Origin of the sequence: Agrobacterium sp. LAD9 (assembly GCF_003031125.1) — a bacterium.
Taxonomy (GTDB): Bacteria; Pseudomonadota; Alphaproteobacteria; order Rhizobiales; family Rhizobiaceae; genus Agrobacterium; species Agrobacterium radiobacter.
Genome location: NZ_PHGS01000006.1, coordinates 264,227 through 281,303, shown reverse-complemented (window position 1 = coordinate 281,303; position 17,077 = coordinate 264,227). Strand labels below are relative to the sequence as shown.

Genomic DNA, 17,077 nt, shown 5'->3' with positions numbered 1-17,077 from the left:
ATCACCGGCCGCCATTACGGCTGTCGCGGCTGTTCTGCCGCGACGCCCACCAGACCGCCAGCCGTCGCCGCAGGCGGCGAACCACGGGCAGATCGTGGGAAAGCACGATGAGACCAAGCGGAATCATCCAGAAGCCAAGGACGGGCAGGAAACCCAGCGTTCCGCCCACCACCAGAGCCGAGCCCGTCGCGATCCTGCCGACGCGCGAACGCGGCATGGCAATGCTCCATTTTCCGACATGGAGACGATGCGTTCTGTGGTCGATACCGAATTTCATTCCATCCTGCCCTTTTTCATCTGGCCTGTGGATAATTTTTTCACCGCCGATAAGCCCGGAAAATCGGGACTCTGGAGGGATAAAACAAGAGGAATGCGTTTTTTTTGAAAAAACCGCTTGGCAAATCGGAAAAGCATTTGTATTACCCCGCTCACACCGCGCCAAGCGGTGCACGTTCCCTGGTAGCTCAGCGGTAGAGCATTCGACTGTTAATCGACAGGTCGCCGGTTCGAATCCGGCCCGGGGAGCCATCTCTCTCAAAAACATGTTTTGAAGAGCGAAGTGCCGCTGCAATTCGCCCGATTTGGATCGGGGATTTTCCTGAATTCCCGATTATTCAGCCGTCAAACGGTCAGGTCTTCTTGACCACCCGTTTCGTCGCCCTTGTGGCGTTGGTCAGTGCCGGCGGATCACTTGCCGGAAAACTCTCCTCAAGGCTCTCGGTCAAATCGTCGTCCTTGTTCTTGACCGCAGATTTCTGCTCCTTCTCAAGCGATTTTACCGCCGGGGATTTGGCCTTTGCCGAGGCTGCCTTTTTCGCTGGCGTTTTCTTCGCTGACGCCTTCGCGGCAGCTGGCTTCTTCACGCCATTCCCGCTTTTGGACTTTGCCGCTTCCGCATCTGCGGAAAGTTCCCGTTCTGCCTCGATCCAGTGTCTTTCATGATGCCCGTCGGGTCTTCCTTCCCTCTCCCATATTGCGCGCGCTTTTTCACGGATTGCGGCTTCGCGGTCATGGCTCATAACGGACCTCCCTCTTCGTGTTGCACCGGTTTTGATTGTGCCACTGAAAAAACAAAAAAAGCCAGAGTTTGTTCCGCGCGGTTTCGTCGCGGGTGAGCATTTCCGCGTGAAAGGGAACCGTTGTCGACCGCGGATCGTTTGCCCTGCAGAAACCCGCAGGAGACCATTTCATGAACACCCCGCAAAAGCCGAAAACCGAACCGCTTGATATTCGCGACGAGGATGTCGCGCGTTTCGAAACCGACAGCGAGCTGAAAGCAAAGGACGGCGAGATTTACCCGGACGAGAGCATGAGCCTGCGTGCACGCCGGCAGGCGGCAAGGCAGCATGAGGATGCCTTTATCGTCGCTACGGACCTTGAGGACGACGACCAGCGCGAGGCGGCGCCGGGCACCAGAGAGCAGCCATAGGCCGAAAATGGAAAAGGCGGGTCAAAGCCCGCCTTTATCAAAGGAATGTCTGGAGATTTTATCGACGGACCGACACGATGGCCTTGCGATTGAAGTTCGACACCTGCACCCGGCCGGACTGATTGCCGCCGAGGATCTGGGCGGTCTTGCCGCTCATGCTTTTCAAAATGCCGGCGTGATAACCGCGGCCGTTGCGAATGACAACGACATCGCCCGGCTTGGCCTGGCCCACCGGAACGGCATAACCGAAGGATGTCCAGGACTTCGCAAATCCATAGGATTTGGGAGACTGCCGGCCGGCCTTGCTGGCGACAGCATGCAGGAAAAGGCCGCACCATGGGGTGCTGCGGGGATTTGCGCCAAGAATATTCTTGAGGCTCTTGTTGTTCTTGGACTCGTGCAGCCCGGTGTATTTTTCCGCCTGGTTCAGCATGCCGGCCGAGGCCGATGCAACGACTGTAAAAGACAAGGCAACGGATAGAATTAACGCGGATACTCTCAAACGTCTCGCCCTTATGTTAGAGGGCGCCCGTGTATTGTGACAATTTAGCGACAATTTGACGAGAAATGGGCAGAAATCAGACACCTATTCATGTGCGCTGATCTGTCATTGCTTAGAACAGGCTGCCCTGCGCCTCATCGGCGCGGCTGCGGCCGGCATTTTCGAGATCCAGCATGCGCAATTTGGTGGTGGTTCCGCCCGGTGCGGAGAAGCCGCCAAGCCTGCCGCCGGCAGCGAGAACCCGGTGGCAGGGAATGATCAGTGGCACCGGATTTTTCGCCATGGCCTGACCGACATCGCGGGCCTTTTCCATGCCGAGGCCTAGCGTCTTTACGATGCCGCCATAGGTCGTGGTGTCGCCCCAGCCGATCTGCCGCGCAACAGCGTAAACATCGAGGAAAAATCGCTCCTGTCCGGCGAGATCGAGTTCTACGGTCGTAAAATCGATCTGCTCGCCGCCGAAATAACGGGTGATCATTGCAATCACCTCACGCGTGCGTGTTTCCGGAACGGCAATGCAGGCGGATGGCAGGCGCTTCTGGAGAAGTTTTTCAGTCTCACCGGCGTCAGAGCTGGGCAATTGCAGACGCGCGATACCCCGCCCCGCCCAGGCAAGGCCGCAATGGCCAAGGGCCGTCGGAAAAACAATATAGCCGTAGTTATTGCTCATTGCCGTCACTCATTCGCCTTTTCGCATGCACGATGCCATATCCCGCATGCGAAACAACCCGTTTCCTGCCTCTCAACAAACAAGGCCACCCGTTTTTGGCGGGTGGCCCTTTACGCGTCAGTCCTGAAAATCCGCTCAGGATGCGATTTTGCCCTGCTCTTCTACAAGGCATTGCGCCTGCCGGCTGGCGGCAACGAAAGCCGTGCGGGCGATTTCTCCCGCCACATCGCCCATCAGCGAGGCGCGGCACAGACGCAGCGCCTGTTCATGCGCCTTGTCGCCACGTTCGGGCCATTCGTGCTGAAGAAAATCGAAGGCTTCGTAAACGCCATTGAAAATCCGGGGAGCACCGTTTTCAAGGGAGATGGTAACCGGCTTTTCCCACTTAACGTCGTTCAGCAACATTGATTGCACTTCCATGCTCTATTAACCCGCGACAAACGCCGGCCCCTCCAGTTGGTTCCCTTCATCAGCGGTTTCAAGGGCGAAAAAATAACCCTCGAGAAACCATGTACCTCCATCTTTCCATTCTAGCCGATTTGCGGAACAAAGCGTCTCAACACTCGTTCAAGCGGAAGTGAACCGGGTCCTTTCATGCCGACAACAGCCTCCCCCGCCATCGTCTGGTTCCGCAAGGACCTGCGCCTTTCGGACAATCTTGCCCTGCTTGCCGCCGTGGAGCATGGCGGCCCCGTCATCCCCGTCTATGTCAGGGAAAAATCCTGCGGCCCGCTCGGCGGCGCGCAGGAATGGTGGCTTCACCACTCCCTCGCCTGCCTTTCCGCCGCGCTGGAAAAAATCGGCGGTCGCCTTGTTCTTGCAAGCGGCGACGCCGGCGAGACGCTGCGCCAGCTGATATCCGAAACCGGCGCTGACGCAGTGTTCTGGAACCGCCGTTACGATCCAACAGGCGTGGCGACGGACAAGGCGCTGAAGCAGAAGCTGCGCGACGATGACCTGACCGTTCGCAGCTTTTCCGGGCACCTGCTGCATGAACCATCCCGGCTGCAGACGAAATCCGGCGGTCCCTACCGGGTCTATACGCCCTTCTGGCGGGCGCTAGAGGGCGGCGAGGAGCCGCATGCGCCGGCGGACGCGCCGAAGAGCCTGAAAGCGCCGAAGGCATGGCCGGAATCTGAGAAGCTCTCCGATTGGAAGCTCTTGCCCACTAAACCAGACTGGGCGAAACACTTCAGCGACATCTGGGCTCCCGGCGAGGGCGGCGCGCAGGAGAAACTCGATGATTTCATCGATGGCGTCCTGAAAGGCTATGAAGAAGGTCGCGATTTTCCGGCAAAGGACGCAACCTCCATGCTCTCGCCGCATCTGGCCCTGGGTGAAATATCACCCGCCACCGTCTGGCACGCGACGAAGGGGCTTTCCCGGCATATCGCCTCAAACGATATCAGCCGTTTCCGCAAGGAAATCGTCTGGCGGGAGTTCTGCTATCACCTGCTGTTTCATTTCCCTGAGTTGGACGAGAAGAACTGGAACGAGAGTTTCGACGCCTTCGGCTGGCGGGACGACGAGACATCCTTCAAGGCCTGGACGCGCGGCATGACGGGTTATCCGATCGTGGATGCCGGCATGCGGCAATTGTGGCGACACGGCACCATGCATAACCGGGTGCGCATGATCGTTGCCTCCTTCCTCATCAAACATCTGCTGATCGATTGGCGCAAGGGCGAGAAATGGTTCCGCGATACGCTTGTTGATGCCGACCCGGCCTCAAATGCCGCCAACTGGCAATGGGTGGCGGGTTCGGGTGCGGACGCCTCGCCGTTTTTCCGCATCTTCAACCCCATCCTGCAGGGCGAGAAATTCGACGCCGATGGCGACTATGTGCGCCGCTTCGTGCCGGAGCTTGAAAAGCTCGACCGGAAATACATCCACAAGCCGTTCGAGGCGCCCAAAGAGGCCTTGAAGAAGGCGGGCATCGAGCTTGGCAAGACCTATCCGCTGCCGATCGTCGACCATGGAAAGGCGCGGGAAAGAGCGCTTTCCGCCTATGCCGAAGTCAAGAAAAACGCATAAAATTGGGTATCGGCAAAATTTTGCGTGGCTAAGCCAAAGCCGGGAAGATAATTTCTTGCCTTGAAGCGGTTGTAACGGGACATAACGGCACCTAATTTCCGCTCAGACAAGAAGGCTCAATCATGACCATTCACTCCTCTGCGCTCAGTGCTATCGGCAATACGCCGCTCATCCGTCTGAAAGCCGCCTCTGAAGCGACGGGGTGTGAAATCCTCGGCAAGGCGGAGTTCCTCAATCCCGGTCAGTCGGTGAAGGATCGCGCAGCGCTCTACATCATCCGCGACGCCGAACGGCGCGGACAGTTGCGGCCGGGTGGCACCATCGTGGAAGGCACGGCGGGCAACACCGGCATCGGCCTGTCGCTGGTCGCCAATGCGCTCGGCTACAAGACGGTCATCGTCATTCCCGAGACGCAGAGCCAGGAAAAGAAGGACGCGCTGAAGCTTCTCGGCGCAAAGCTGGTCGAGGTTCCGGCAGCCCCCTATTCCAATCCGAACAATTACGTAAAGGTCTCCGGGCGGCTGGCAAAACAGCTTGCCGCGACCGACGAGAACGGCGCGGTCTGGGCCAACCAGTTCGACAATATCGCCAACCGTCAGGCCCATATCGAAACGACCGCTCCTGAAATCTGGGATCAGACGGACGGCAAGGTCGATGGTTTCATATGCTCGGTCGGCTCCGGCGGAACGCTTGCGGGCGTGGCTGATGGCCTGCGCGATTTCAATCCCGACATCAAGATCGGCCTTGCCGATCCCGAAGGTGCCGCCCTCTACGAATTTTACAAGCACGGCGTCCTGAAGTCGGAAGGGTCCTCCATTACCGAGGGTATTGGACAGGGCCGCATCACCGCCAATCTGGAAGGTTTCACGCCTGACTTTTCCTATCGCGTCTCCGATGCAGAGGCGCTGCCGGTTCTGTTCGATCTGGTCACGAAAGAAGGGCTTTGCCTCGGCGGCTCCTCCGGCATCAACATTGCCGGCGCAATCCGCCTTGCCCGCGAGCTTGGTCCGGGGCATACCATCGTGACGATACTTTGCGACTACGGTAATCGTTATCAGTCGAAGCTCTTCAATCCGGATTTCCTGCGTTCCAAGGGACTTCCGATTCCACAGTGGCTGGCGACGAAAAGCGAGATTGCGGTTCCGTACGAAACCGTTTGAGGACATGCCGAAATGCCTGTGAATGCCCTGTTCCGTGACGATTTTTATCTTTCCACCGCAGAAGCGATCGTCACGGCGGTGCATGAGGATGGCGGCATAGAGCTGGATCAGACCTGCTTTTACGCCACCTCCGGCGGCCAGCCGGGCGATAGCGGCTTTCTCGAGCGGGGAGACGGGTCGCGCATCGAACTCGGCATCACCAAAAACGGTGCCGACAAAAGCGTGATTGTCCATGTGCCGCTCGAAGGCCAGCCTTCCCCCGAGATCGGCGAAAAGCTGACCCTGCATGTAGACTGGCCACGCCGTTACAAGCTGATGCGCATGCATACCGCCTGCCACCTTCTGTCCGTTGTCTGCCAATGGCCGATCACCGGAGCCGCCGTCGGCGAGGACGAATCGCGTGTCGATTTCGATATGTCGGAGACCATCGACAAGGATGAGGTCACGGCAAAGCTGATGGACCTGGTGAAAGCCAACCATCCCGTTTTCCTGCAATGGATTACCGACGAGGAGCTGCAGGCCAATCCGGGCATCGTCAAATCCAAGAATGTTCGCCCGCCAATGGGCCTCGGCCGGGTCAGCCTTGTCTGCATCGGCGAAAATTCTGCCATCGACAGCCAGCCCTGCGGCGGCACCCATGTTTCCGAAACGCAGGAAGTGGGCGATATTCACATTGCCAAGATAGAAAAGAAGGGCAAGGAGAACAGGCGGTTCCGCATTCGTTTCGGCGCGCCTGAAGCTGCTGCCTGAAATCAGGAGAGACATCGTGAGCACGGATAAGAGCCGTTTCGTCGTTTCGGCGGACTGGGTGGAAAAACAACTCGGCACGGCCGGGTTTCGTCTCGTTGATGCCTCGTGGTATCTGCCGGCGCATAAACGCAACGGCGCGGAAGAATATGCGGCCGGTCACCTGCCCGGCGCCGTGTTCTTCGATCAGGACAAGATCGCCGATCATACGACCGGCCTGCCGCATTCCCTGCCCTCGCCGGAGTTCTTTGCCGAACAGGCTGGCGAGCTCGGGCTCAGCGATACCGACACGATCGTGGTCTATGACGGCCCCGGTTTCTTTTCCGCACCGCGCGTCTGGTGGATGCTGCGGGTGATGGGCGTGCGCAAGGCCTATGTGCTGGATGGCGGACTGGACGGCTGGAAGCGCGAAGGCCGGCCGCTCGAAACCGGCACACCGGAAATCGAACCCGCAACCTTCACACCCGATTTCAACGAAAAGCGCGTGACGTCGCTGTCAACGATGCGCGGCATCGTCGACAGCGGTGAAAAGCAGATCGCCGATGCTCGCGGAGCAGGCCGCTTCACCGGCGACGAGGCCGAGCCGCGTGCCGGCATGCGTTCCGGCCATATGCCCGGCGCGCGCAGCCTGCCCGCGACCGCCTTTTCCGAGAATGGTCATTTCAAGAACCTCACCGCCATCCGCAAGATGGTGACCGATGCCGGCATCGACCTTACGAAGCCGGTGGTGACGAGCTGCGGCTCGGGCGTCACCGCCGCCGTCATTACGCTGGCGCTTGAATCGCTCGGCCATCAGGACAATTCGCTCTATGATGGCTCCTGGTCGGAATGGGGCGGACTGGAAGATACGCCTATTGTTACCGGCCCCGCCGAGCCCGTTCCTGTGGTATCGCATGGGCCGCTGAAGGCGCATGTGACGCAGCTCGAAATGACCGCGCCGCCGAAGGTCAGCCTGCCTATCCCCGTCAACATCCAGACGGCGCTGATGCGCGTCAACAATATTCCCCTGCATTTCTACCGCTATCTCTACTGGCGGGTGGGGAAGCGCTGGCACTGGCAAAAGCGCATGCGCATGAGCGATGCGGAGCTTTCCGCCATCCTGCGCGATCCGAAAAACAGCGTCACGGTCCTTTATATGAACGGTGCGCCCGCCGGTTTCTTCGAACTGAACAAGGCGAGCGACGAGGTGACAGAGCTGTCCTATTTCGGCCTGCTCGAAGAGGCGATCGGTGCCGGCGTCGGCAAATGGTTTCTCCTGCAGGCGCTTTATGCCGCCTGGCAGGACAATCCGCAGCGGGTGACGGTGACCACCAATACGCTCGACCATCCGCGCGCGTTGCAGCTTTACCAGATGATGGGCTTTTCGCCCGTCGGCACCTATGAAGCCTGGGTGGAGCCGCTCGCCGATACGGAACTTCTGGAAATCTCGATGCGCAATTGAGGGGTGGCTGGCCCCCTCCCCGTTCAGGAGGCCAGATCACCAGCGTCCGGCAATATGCCTCAGATTTCCCGTTCGAGATTGACCGCCGTCGGAATATGGCCGCCGGCGGCCCCCTTGTCTTCCGTGACCGTGTTCAGCAGATGATCGGCAATCAGCTCCGCCTGGAATTTACCAAGCTCGTAGCAATAGGTGATTTCGCGCTTTTCGGCTGACCAGTAGACATCGGGACGGCCGCAGGACCTGGCCGTCAGCTTGACGTCTCCCTTCAGGCCATAGCCGCCAAAGCTGCGGCTGATGAGATCGAGAATCTTCGATTCCTTGACCATGATGGCATAGGGCTCAAGTTCCGGATCGCGCGGCGGCACATAGCTGACGGCAAATCTGGATGGCGTCTGGCTGCGGTGGCTGCTCAGAAAATTCTCCCAGGCCGACGCAACGCCGGGATAGGCGGCGGCGCATTTGTCGAACTCGGCATTGTTGAGCCCCATCATGGCGGCCAGATCGCCATAACCATCCTTGTCACGGCCGACCATCAGGCAGGCCATGTTGCGGTCGCGGCTCCTGTCGGGCACCAGCGCGGAAAAGACGGGAGCCTCGTGCGCCGGCAGGGTCTCCGCCTCACGTGCGAGATACCAGCTGTCGGTGGCGTTGACGAGCGCGGTGTCGAGCCATTCCTCATTGGCCTGAAGGATGAGCGTGCCGGCCAGCTGATCGGCCGGGGCCTGAACACTTGCCGTGTCCGCCGTCCCGAAATCCGAGATCAGCATGCGTGCGCCTTCGTGATAAAGCGAGAAGATCGCGTTGCCGATAACGAAATTGACCGCCTGCTGAAGCTGATCGTCGGACAGGCCGTCGAGACCGGAGGCGACCTGCGCCTCGGCCTGCATCGGAGCCGTCAACGATACGAAAGCCAGCGGAACGGCGGCCAGAAAACGACGGAACATAAAATCAGACCTTCCGGGAAACGAGGAGCGTCACTGATTCCCGAAGCTAACGAGTCACGCAATGGGCTGGTTGCATCGCCTGTCAAGAATCGGGTGGATAGTGATCCATTTCGGGACCATAGCTGCAAAGAAGCAACGCCGATCCCAACCCAGAAGGCCCCGACATGACCGATCTCGTTTTTACCGCAATGCCGGCTAAGGAAGCCGAGGCCTTCCGGGCGGGAGCCGCCGACGCCTATGGCAATCCGCCGGAAAAAGCCGTTTCTCCAGGCGGCATGCCCTGCCGCCACTGCCTTCGCCAGATCGGCGAAGGCGACGGGATGCTGATCCTCGCCTACCGGCCTTTCCCCTCGCTACAGCCTTATGCGGAAACGGGACCGGTTTTTCTGCATGCCGAGGCCTGTGAGCGCTATCCGCAGACGCAGGATGTCCCGCCGATGCTGGACAGCCCGGATTACATCGTGCGGGGTTATGGAGCCGATGACCGCATCGTCTACGGCACCGGCGCGGTGACGGCGACGGGCGAGATCGTGTCGCGCGCACGGCGCCTTCTGGAGCGCGCTGATGTCGCTTATGTGCATGTGCGATCCGCCCGTAATAATTGCTATCAGTGCCGTATCGACACAGCATAATCGGCAATTACCTGCAATTTTAAGAGAAGAACTAAACGGCTCTCAAGCTTTTTGCGCCATGATGCATGGTATCGGAAACAATTGATTTGAGCAGCAACATGACAAATAACCTCAATATGGCGACCCGGACTGCGCCCCGCAGCAAAACCAGAATTTTTGCGACCGTGCATTATTTCAGCCAGTCGACCAGGGGACGCGTGGTCGATCTTTCGGCGACGGGGATGGCGCTCGAACTGGACGGGCCTTTCGCCGCCGCCAAGGGCAGTCGGGTCAAGGTGCAGAGTGAGGATCTGGGCTTCATCGAAGGCGTCGTGCAGTGGCAGCACATGAACCGCCTCGGCCTGCAGCTCAAGCTTTCCACCAACACGCTGGCGCAGCTCTCCTCCTATTTCCGCTTCTTCCATGAAGACGTGAAACCGACCCTCGCCCGCTAATCCGCTGGTCCAGCGAAGAGGAATGCGCAGGGCGGACGATGCGCATTCTCCGGTACGGCGACACCCGCGCTGCGCTGCCGTGACAAAAAATTTATCAAACGGTTGAAAACAGGCCCATCCGTCACGGGCCTGTCATTTTGGTGATGGACTCCTCTGCGATTGCTTCTACCCTGTCGTTTTTCATGACAGAGCAAGCTTCATTCGAAGGAGTTCCCATGTCGTCGCTTCTCGCTCTCCACCCCATCACCCGGCGTTCGCTTCTGGGCGGCATCGCGGCCTCCTCGGCGCTGGTGCTGCTGCACCCTTTTGCTGCGCGCGCAGCGACCAACCAGGCGCATCTGCGCATCATGGAAACGACTGACATCCATGTTCATGTCTTTCCCTATGATTATTACGCCGACAAGCCGAACGACACGATGGGGCTCGCCCGCACCGCCTCGATCATCGACACCATCCGCGCCGAAGCTGGTAACTCGATGCTGGTGGACAATGGCGACTTCCTGCAGGGCAATCCGCTCGGCGACTATATCGCCTATGAGCGCGGCATGAAGGCCGGCGACAAGCACCCCGTGATCAACGCCATGAATGTGCTGGGTTATGATTGCGGCACGCTCGGCAACCACGAATTCAATTACGGCCTCGACTATATGTCGAACACGCTGGCCGGCGCGGGTTTCCCTTACGTCTGCGCCAACCTCACCAAGGGCCAGCTTGCTTCCGATCCGAAAAACGACGAGCTGTTCTTCAAGCCCTATGTCATTCTGGAAAAACAGATCCGCGACGGCGGCGGCGTGACGAGCCCGGTCAAGGTCGGCATCATCGGCTTCGTGCCGCCGCAGATCATGATGTGGGATTCCAAGAACCTCGAAGGCAAGGCCCAGACACGTGACATCGTCGAGGCAGCGAAAGCCTGGGTTCCGGTCATGAAGGAAGAAGGCGCCGATATCATCATCGCCCTTTCCCACTCCGGCATCGACGGCAAGGGCCAGACGGAGCGCATGGAAAACGCCTCGCTTTATCTGGCTGCCGTCGAAGGCATCGACGCCATCTTCACCGGCCACCAGCACCTCGTTTTCCCGGGTCCGAAGACCTGGGACGGCATTGAGGGTGCGGATGCGGTCAAGGGCACGTTGATGGGCAAGCCGGCTGTCATGGCCGGTTTCTGGGGCTCGCATATGGGCCTCATCGATCTGCTGCTTGAAAAGGACGGCAAGAGCTGGAAGATCGTCGACTTCACCTCCGAGGCCCGGCCGATCTATCATCGTGACGAAAACCGCAAGGTCGTCGCCGATTTCACGGATAAAGCGGAAATCCTCGCCGCCGCCAAGGCCGATCACGAGGCCGCCCTTGCCTATGTGCGCCGTCCGGTCGGCAAGACCTCCGCGCCGCTCTATTCCTATTTCGCGCTGGTAGCGGACGATCCATCCGTGCAGATCGTTTCCAATGCCCAGACCTGGTACATCAAGGATATGCTGAAGGAAGGGCAATACAAGGATCTGCCCGTACTTTCGGCAGCAGCGCCCTTCAAGTCGGGCGGTCGCGGCGGTGCGGATTATTATACCGATGTCCCCGCTGGTGACATTGCCATCAAGAACGTCGCCGACCTCTATCTTTACCCCAACACGGTGCAGGCGGTGCTGATCAACGGCGCGCAGGTGAAGAACTGGCTGGAAATGTCGGCCGGTATGTTCAATACGGTCGAAGCCGGGGCAAAGGATGCGCCGCTGCTGAACGCGGATTTCCCGTCCTATAATTTCGATGTCATCGACGGCGTGACCTATCAGATCGACATTTCCAAACCGGCGAAATTCGACAAGGACGGCAAGGCCGTCAATCCGGACAGCAACCGCATCGTCAACCTGCAATTTGAAGGCAAGCCGATCGATCCCGAGCAGAAATTCGTGGTCGCCACCAATAATTACCGGGCAAGCGGCGGCGGCAAATTCCCCGATATCGCCGGCGACAAGGTGATCTTCGTGGCGCCCGATACCAACCGCGACGTGATCGTGCGCTATATCATCGATCAGGGCACCATCAACCCGTCTGCGGATGCCAACTGGTCCTTCGCGCCTGTCGCCAATACCACGGCGATCTTCGAGACCGGCCCGAAGGGCCGCCACTATGCGGGAGATATCAAGGGCGCGAAAATCGAGGATGCCGGTGACGGCGCGGAAGGTTTCGCGAAGTTCCGTCTGGTTCTCTAAAAGCTTCGCCCTCCCGGTTGAAACGGGCCGGGAGGGCGAGACTGTCACTCAGCGGCGATAGCGATGTTCCTCTGCTTTTTCGCGGTAAGCATTCCGTTGAAATCCTTTTGGTTCGGGCAAGCCGAGAGACGCGGCTGAAACGCTGTGGCCAGCCACTGACCGGCGGGGCCGGCGGGGGTATCGACCCGGCGGAGCGCAAAGAGCGGATATTCGCCCTGCTCATAGGCCTCCAGTTCAAGCGCTTTCAGGCTGCCGTTGGTAAGATCGTTGCGGACGATGGAGGCGGGCAGACCGCCCCAGCCTAGACCACCCTTGATGAGCTGGTATTTCGTGGCGATGTCGCTGACCCGCCATGTCTTGTAGGACAGCACGTTGAAATCGCGGCCCTTGGTCAGCCCGGACGCATCGGTAACGACAAGCTGCACCTCCTCACGCACATCGGCCAGGATCAGTGGCCGCTCGATCTGCGCCAGCGGATGATCTGCGGCGACGACCGGCAGCATGAAGGAATGGCCAATCTTTTCAACGACGAGTTCATCGTCCTGACGCAGCAGCGCTCCGCCGATGCCGATGCCCGCCTTGCGGGAGAGTACCATATCCATCACCATGCCCAGCTCGCCGACATTGAGTCTGAGGGTGACGGTGGGGAATTCCTTGCGAAAATCCCGTAGCACAGCCACGACGGCCTCCGTCGGCACCATGGTGCTGATGGCGACTGAAAGTTCCGCCTCAAGCCCCTGTTTCAACCCCTTGGCGCGCGCGCGCATTTCCTGCAGACCGGCGACGATGCGCCTTGCATCCTCCAGCATGGCGCGCCCCTCGTCCGTCAGCCGCGGCTGACGCACGCCGCTGCGCTCGAACAGGCTGACTTCAAGCTGCGCCTCGAGATTGGCGATCGTGTAGCTGACCACCGACTGGGCGCGATTGAGCGCCCGTGACGCGGCGGAGAAACTGCCGGTCTCGGCAACTGTCAAAAATACCTGCAATTGGTCGAGTGTCGGGTTCGCGTCCATGTTCCATCCATTTCATCGATAGATTGCTTCCACATTATCACAGTTTTCTTGATGGCAGCAATTTTCCATATAGGGGGCAAAGGACGTGCATCCTGCACGCCTGCCCTCCCAAGGCGCCCGTCAATCCATCGCATCTGCAAGGAAAAGACCATGTCCAACATTCTGCTCATCACCTCCAGCCCGCGTGGCGACGAATCGGTTTCCAACAAGTTTTCGGGTGAGCTCGCAAACAAGCTGAAGGCCAAGTCGGCTTCCAACACCCTTGTTCACCGCGATCTCGCCGCTGACCCGATCCCGCATCTCGACACCGTCAAGACCGCGGCGATCCGCAAGTCGCCTGACCAGCGTTCCGCCGAAGAAGCGGTTGCCGCCGATTATTCCGACAAGCTGGTTGCAGAGCTTCTGGCAGCCGACACCGTCGTCATCGGCACCGGCCTCATCAACTTCAACATCTATTCCGGTCTGAAATCGTGGATCGACAACGTCGCCCGCGCCGGCCAGACCTTCAAATATACCGAAACCGGCCCGGTTGGCCTTGCCACCGGCAAGAAGGTCTACATCGTGCTGGCCGCTGCCGGCGTTTATTCCGAAGGTCCGGCCGTTTCGATGAACCACGCCGTTCCTTATCTGAAGACCGTTCTCGGCTTCATGGGCATGACGGATGTGGAAGTCATCTATGTCGAAGGCCTGGCATTTGGCCCGGAAGCCGTCGAAAAGGCTGTGGCCGCCGCCGAAGCCAAGGTTGAAGAGCTGGCGCAGGCCGCCTGAGACAATTGAATGGAGGCTGGTACCGGCAAGGTATCAGCCGACCCACATTCCGTAACGGCCGTGGACCTGATCCCGGCCGTTATTTTTTGCCGCATAGAGCCGCGAGTCGGCTTCGGAAAGAAGTTCGAGGAATACTCGCCCATCCTCCAGACCGGTCGCGACACCGATGCTGACAGTCAGGGGCGTTCCGTCGGGCCGGCGCAGACCCGTCAGCACGGCGGCACGCAGACCTTCGGAAAAGGCAAGTGCGGCCTCGTGTGTCATCGCCGGAAGCAGGGCCACAAACTCCTCGCCACCGAAACGATAGAGATGGCCATGTGGTTGAACCGACCGCTTCATGACTGCTGCGAATTCCCGAAGAATTTCATCGCCCCGCAGATGGCCGAACGTATCGTTGACGGTCTTGAAATGGTCGATATCGACGATGAGCACGCTGATCGCCCGCCTCTTCTCGGCGCAGTCAAGCACGATGGAGGGCGCGTCGAGCTCCATGCGGGCGCGGTCCGAGACACCCGTCAGCATGTCGCGTCCGGAGCGGGATAACAGCTCTTCGTAGCGCTCACGGAAGGTCAGATCGTTGAAGACATCCGCAATGTTGCGGCGTATCAGGAAACGGCCCTTGGCCGATGTCAGCCACAGATAGATGGCGAAGAGCAGCGAATAGACCGCGACGGCCGCCATCTTCGCCTTCCAGCCATCATAAAACACATCGACCGGCGCGTTGAACAGAAGTCGCAGCGCACCGTAAAAGCCCGCCTGATCGAGGCTGAGGATGACGACACCGCAGATGCCGAAACGCAGGACGATATGGCGCTGCAGATACCGCCCCAGTTTTTCATAAAACAGGATGATGGCGATGGCGTCGATGTAAAGCAGGCTGGTGCCCCAGACCATCAGCACACCCATCTCGTCCAGAAAGCCGGTACTGACCGATTGTCCGGGCACGATCGCCACCGTCTGATGAAAACGGATGATCTGGGCCATGATGACGGTCAATATGTTGCCGAGAAAAAGGCCATAGATCGGCTGGCGCACCACCGCTGCATCCTCGCGCATATAGAGCATGAGGATCATCATCAGCTTGCCGGCAAAAAGGATCGAGGAACCGGGCGACGCCACGCCGAAAGGCAGCTGCACGTAAAAGACGGCCGCCAGATAGGTTTCCAGAAAATGCATGACGCCCAGCGCGGTGAGAAAAACACCGATGCCGAGAATATGCCGGTAATGAAGGAAGGCCGTCATTACCGAAAAATAGACGATGGCCTCCGTCAAAAAGAGGGCCAGATTTGCCCACTGCATCGGCACATGCCTTATCGATTCACGTCGCGCGGGTTGATTGGCGCGACTCCATGCCCTTCAGAGACGATAGGCCGAAGCAAACAACGGAATCTTAATGTGCGGGGCAAGAAAACGTCATCATTTTCCTGGGAAAAGCGATGTGCCGTTCTGATCGATGATGAGCTTCGCTTTGCGGATCGTGAACTCCACCGCATCGTCCAGGCTGCTGAAGACATCGGCGCGCACGAATTCATGCACCAGCACCTCGTCGCCGGCCTTTTTCTCAATGCGGCCGGCCAGGCGGAACTGACCGCCTTCCTTGATCGGCGTCGCATAGATCAGATAGTCGCCATGCGCATGCGGCTCAGCCTGCGACACCTTCTGCGGCGCGTCCGAGGACGGCTGGCCGGAGCCGAAGGCCGAGAGGATTTTGGAAAAAAACGATGCCATGGCTTTCACTCCCTCAATCTATGTCACGTTTGAAGGGCGGAGGTGATCCGCCCTCCCCTGTCTTTAACTCCCCGATCAGATAATCAGGTTCGACAGGATGTCGTTTTCGGTGATGTCTTCATAACCGAGACCAGCGGCCTCGAAGCGCTCCAGCAGGCCGGCGAAATTTTCCGGCGCGTTGGTTTCGATGCCGATCAGGATCGAACCGAAATTGCGGGCCGATTTCTTCAGATATTCGAAACGGGCGATATCGTCGTCCGGACCGAGCAGGTTGAGGAAATCGCGCAGCGCGCCAGGGCGCTGCGGCAGGCGCAGGATGAAATATTTTTTCACGCCGGTGTAACGCATGGCGCGTTCCTTCACATCCGGCAGGCGCTCGAAATCGAAATTGCCGCCGGAGACCACGGCGATGACCGTCTTGCCTTCCAGCCTCTCACGACCGAGCTTCTCCAGCGCGGCGATGGAGAGCGCACCCGCAGGCTCCAGCACCACGCCTTCGAGGTTCAGCATCTCGATGATAGTCACGCAGATGGCGTTTTCCGGAATGAGCATGACCTGCTCGGCCGGGAAATCCTTCAGCGCCTTGAAGTTCAGGTCGCCGATGCGGGCGACGGCGGCGCCATCGACGAAATTGTCGACCTTGGTGAGCGTCACCGGTTCACCGCGCTCCAGGCTCTTCTTCAGGCTCGGCGCACCCTCGGGCTCGCAGAATACGAAGTTCTCCTTGCGGACGGTGCCCGCCAGAAAGCCGGTGAGGCCAGCCGAAAGACCGCCGCCGCCAACAGGCATGACGACGATGTCAGGCTTCGTGCCTTCCGGAAGCTGGTCCATGATCTCGGCAGCAACCGTAGCCTGACCCTCGATGATGTCTTCATGATCGAAGGGCGGCACCATGTAACCGTCATTATCCTGTACGTGCTGGCGGGCAGCGGCGTAACACTGGTCGAATATATCGCCCACGAGACGGATGCTGATGAATTCACCGCCGAAGATGCGGGTCTTCTCGATCTTCTGCTGCGGTGTCGTCACCGGCATGAAAACAACGCCGTGAACGCCGAAATGGCGGCAGGCGAAAGCAAAGCCCTGCGCATGGTTGCCGGCCGAGGCGCAGACGAAAATCTTGTCCTTGCCGGCCTTCGCCACCGCCTTGCGGAGAAAGTTGAAAGCGCCTCTAATCTTGTAGGAACGAACCGGGGACAGATCCTCACGCTTCAGCCAAATCGACGCGCCATACCGACGGCTGAGATGTTCATTCAACTGCAACGGCGTTTCCGGAAATATCTCCCGCACTTCCCGCCGCGCTGCTTCCACAAGCTGCTTGTCCACGATAGTCAATCCATTGAAATTCATAATGGCACCCGCTATGCCATA

General features: G+C 59.2%; 19 protein-coding genes and 1 tRNA gene. 10 read left to right on the top strand and 10 right to left on the bottom strand.

From position 1 onward, the window contains the following. Position 1 precedes the first annotated feature (1 nt). Entirely contained in the window at positions 2-277 is a 276-nt protein-coding gene (locus DA915_RS06365) for a hypothetical protein (RefSeq protein WP_107675427.1), read from the bottom strand. 176 nt (positions 278-453) lie between these two features. Here DA915_RS06365 and DA915_RS06360 point away from each other — a divergent pair. Next, positions 454-528 (top strand) — tRNA-Asn (locus tag DA915_RS06360). 101 nt (positions 529-629) lie between these two features. Here the strand turns inward: DA915_RS06360 and DA915_RS06355 are convergent. Further along, positions 630-1,019: a DUF2934 domain-containing protein gene (locus DA915_RS06355; protein WP_107675426.1), complete on the bottom strand. Its 390-nt coding sequence runs from the start codon at positions 1,017-1,019 to the stop codon at positions 630-632. Positions 1,020-1,189: 170 nt separating this feature from the next. Here DA915_RS06355 and DA915_RS06350 point away from each other — a divergent pair, with 170 nt between their 5' ends. Beyond that, entirely contained in the window at positions 1,190-1,429 is a 240-nt protein-coding gene (locus DA915_RS06350; protein ID WP_003502291.1) for a hypothetical protein, read from the top strand. A gap of 58 nt (positions 1,430-1,487) precedes the next feature. Here the strand turns inward: DA915_RS06350 and DA915_RS06345 are convergent, their stop codons facing one another. The 3 genes from DA915_RS06345 to DA915_RS06335 all read right to left on the bottom strand — a co-directional run bounded on the left by DA915_RS06345 (position 1,488) and on the right by DA915_RS06335 (position 3,006). Beyond that, a complete protein-coding gene (locus DA915_RS06345) occupies positions 1,488-1,931 on the bottom strand; it encodes a TIGR02594 family protein (RefSeq protein WP_020810805.1) in 444 nt (147 codons plus the stop codon). Positions 1,932-2,043: 112 nt separating this feature from the next. Then, on the bottom strand, positions 2,044-2,601 hold the full coding sequence (locus DA915_RS06340) for a methylated-DNA--[protein]-cysteine S-methyltransferase (protein ID WP_107675425.1): 558 nt from the start codon (positions 2,599-2,601) through the stop codon (positions 2,044-2,046). A gap of 135 nt (positions 2,602-2,736) precedes the next feature. Then, positions 2,737-3,006, bottom strand: a complete 270-nt coding sequence (locus tag DA915_RS06335) for a DUF982 domain-containing protein (RefSeq protein ID WP_003502285.1) — start codon at positions 3,004-3,006, stop codon at positions 2,737-2,739. Between the two features lie 189 nt (positions 3,007-3,195). Between DA915_RS06335 and DA915_RS06330 the strand changes: the two genes are divergently transcribed. From DA915_RS06330 to sseA, 4 genes are all read left to right on the top strand, one after another. Continuing rightward, positions 3,196-4,635, top strand: a complete 1,440-nt coding sequence (locus tag DA915_RS06330) for a deoxyribodipyrimidine photo-lyase (RefSeq protein WP_107675424.1) — start codon at positions 3,196-3,198, stop codon at positions 4,633-4,635. 122 nt (positions 4,636-4,757) lie between these two features. Further along, entirely contained in the window at positions 4,758-5,795 is a 1,038-nt protein-coding gene (locus DA915_RS06325) for a cysteine synthase A (RefSeq protein WP_107675423.1), read from the top strand. A 12-nt stretch (positions 5,796-5,807) separates the two neighbouring features. Next, complete coding sequence (locus DA915_RS06320) at positions 5,808-6,545, top strand: alanyl-tRNA editing protein (RefSeq protein WP_087743784.1); 738 nt, start codon at positions 5,808-5,810, stop codon at positions 6,543-6,545. A gap of 16 nt (positions 6,546-6,561) precedes the next feature. Then, a complete protein-coding gene (sseA, locus tag DA915_RS06315; protein ID WP_107675422.1) occupies positions 6,562-7,983 on the top strand; it encodes a 3-mercaptopyruvate sulfurtransferase in 1,422 nt (473 codons plus the stop codon). A 59-nt stretch (positions 7,984-8,042) separates the two neighbouring features. On the opposite strand, the gene DA915_RS06310 is transcribed toward sseA, so the two are convergent. After that, entirely contained in the window at positions 8,043-8,927 is an 885-nt protein-coding gene (locus DA915_RS06310; protein WP_107675421.1) for a DUF4344 domain-containing metallopeptidase, read from the bottom strand. Between the two features lie 164 nt (positions 8,928-9,091). Here DA915_RS06310 and DA915_RS06305 point away from each other — a divergent pair, with 164 nt between their 5' ends. The 3 genes from DA915_RS06305 to DA915_RS06295 all read left to right on the top strand — a co-directional run bounded on the left by DA915_RS06305 (position 9,092) and on the right by DA915_RS06295 (position 12,197). Then, on the top strand, positions 9,092-9,559 hold the full coding sequence (locus DA915_RS06305) for a DUF1203 domain-containing protein (protein ID WP_107675420.1): 468 nt from the start codon (positions 9,092-9,094) through the stop codon (positions 9,557-9,559). A 98-nt stretch (positions 9,560-9,657) separates the two neighbouring features. Beyond that, complete coding sequence (locus DA915_RS06300) at positions 9,658-9,993, top strand: PilZ domain-containing protein (protein ID WP_004441225.1); 336 nt, start codon at positions 9,658-9,660, stop codon at positions 9,991-9,993. 215 nt (positions 9,994-10,208) lie between these two features. Then, positions 10,209-12,197, top strand: a complete 1,989-nt coding sequence (locus DA915_RS06295) for a bifunctional 2',3'-cyclic-nucleotide 2'-phosphodiesterase/3'-nucleotidase (RefSeq protein ID WP_107675461.1) — start codon at positions 10,209-10,211, stop codon at positions 12,195-12,197. 44 nt (positions 12,198-12,241) lie between these two features. Here the strand turns inward: DA915_RS06295 and DA915_RS06290 are convergent, their stop codons facing one another. Further along, positions 12,242-13,210: a LysR family transcriptional regulator gene (locus DA915_RS06290; RefSeq protein ID WP_107675419.1), complete on the bottom strand. Its 969-nt coding sequence runs from the start codon at positions 13,208-13,210 to the stop codon at positions 12,242-12,244. 150 nt (positions 13,211-13,360) lie between these two features. Between DA915_RS06290 and DA915_RS06285 the strand changes: the two genes are divergently transcribed. Then, positions 13,361-13,978 (top strand): FMN-dependent NADH-azoreductase, encoded by a 618-nt coding sequence (locus DA915_RS06285; protein WP_003502265.1) that lies wholly within the window; start codon positions 13,361-13,363, stop codon positions 13,976-13,978. A 33-nt stretch (positions 13,979-14,011) separates the two neighbouring features. Here the strand turns inward: DA915_RS06285 and DA915_RS06280 are convergent, their stop codons facing one another. The 3 genes from DA915_RS06280 to ilvA all read right to left on the bottom strand — a co-directional run bounded on the left by DA915_RS06280 (position 14,012) and on the right by ilvA (position 17,056). Continuing rightward, entirely contained in the window at positions 14,012-15,277 is a 1,266-nt protein-coding gene (locus tag DA915_RS06280) for a diguanylate cyclase (RefSeq protein ID WP_080866074.1), read from the bottom strand. Positions 15,278-15,394: 117 nt separating this feature from the next. Continuing rightward, on the bottom strand, positions 15,395-15,706 hold the full coding sequence (locus tag DA915_RS06275) for an HlyU family transcriptional regulator (RefSeq protein ID WP_003502261.1): 312 nt from the start codon (positions 15,704-15,706) through the stop codon (positions 15,395-15,397). A 75-nt stretch (positions 15,707-15,781) separates the two neighbouring features. Beyond that, positions 15,782-17,056 carry a threonine ammonia-lyase gene (gene ilvA / locus DA915_RS06270; RefSeq protein ID WP_107675418.1) on the bottom strand — a complete coding sequence of 425 codons (1,275 nt, stop codon included), beginning with the start codon at positions 17,054-17,056 and terminating at the stop codon, positions 15,782-15,784. Between the last annotated feature and the right edge of the window lie 21 nt (positions 17,057-17,077).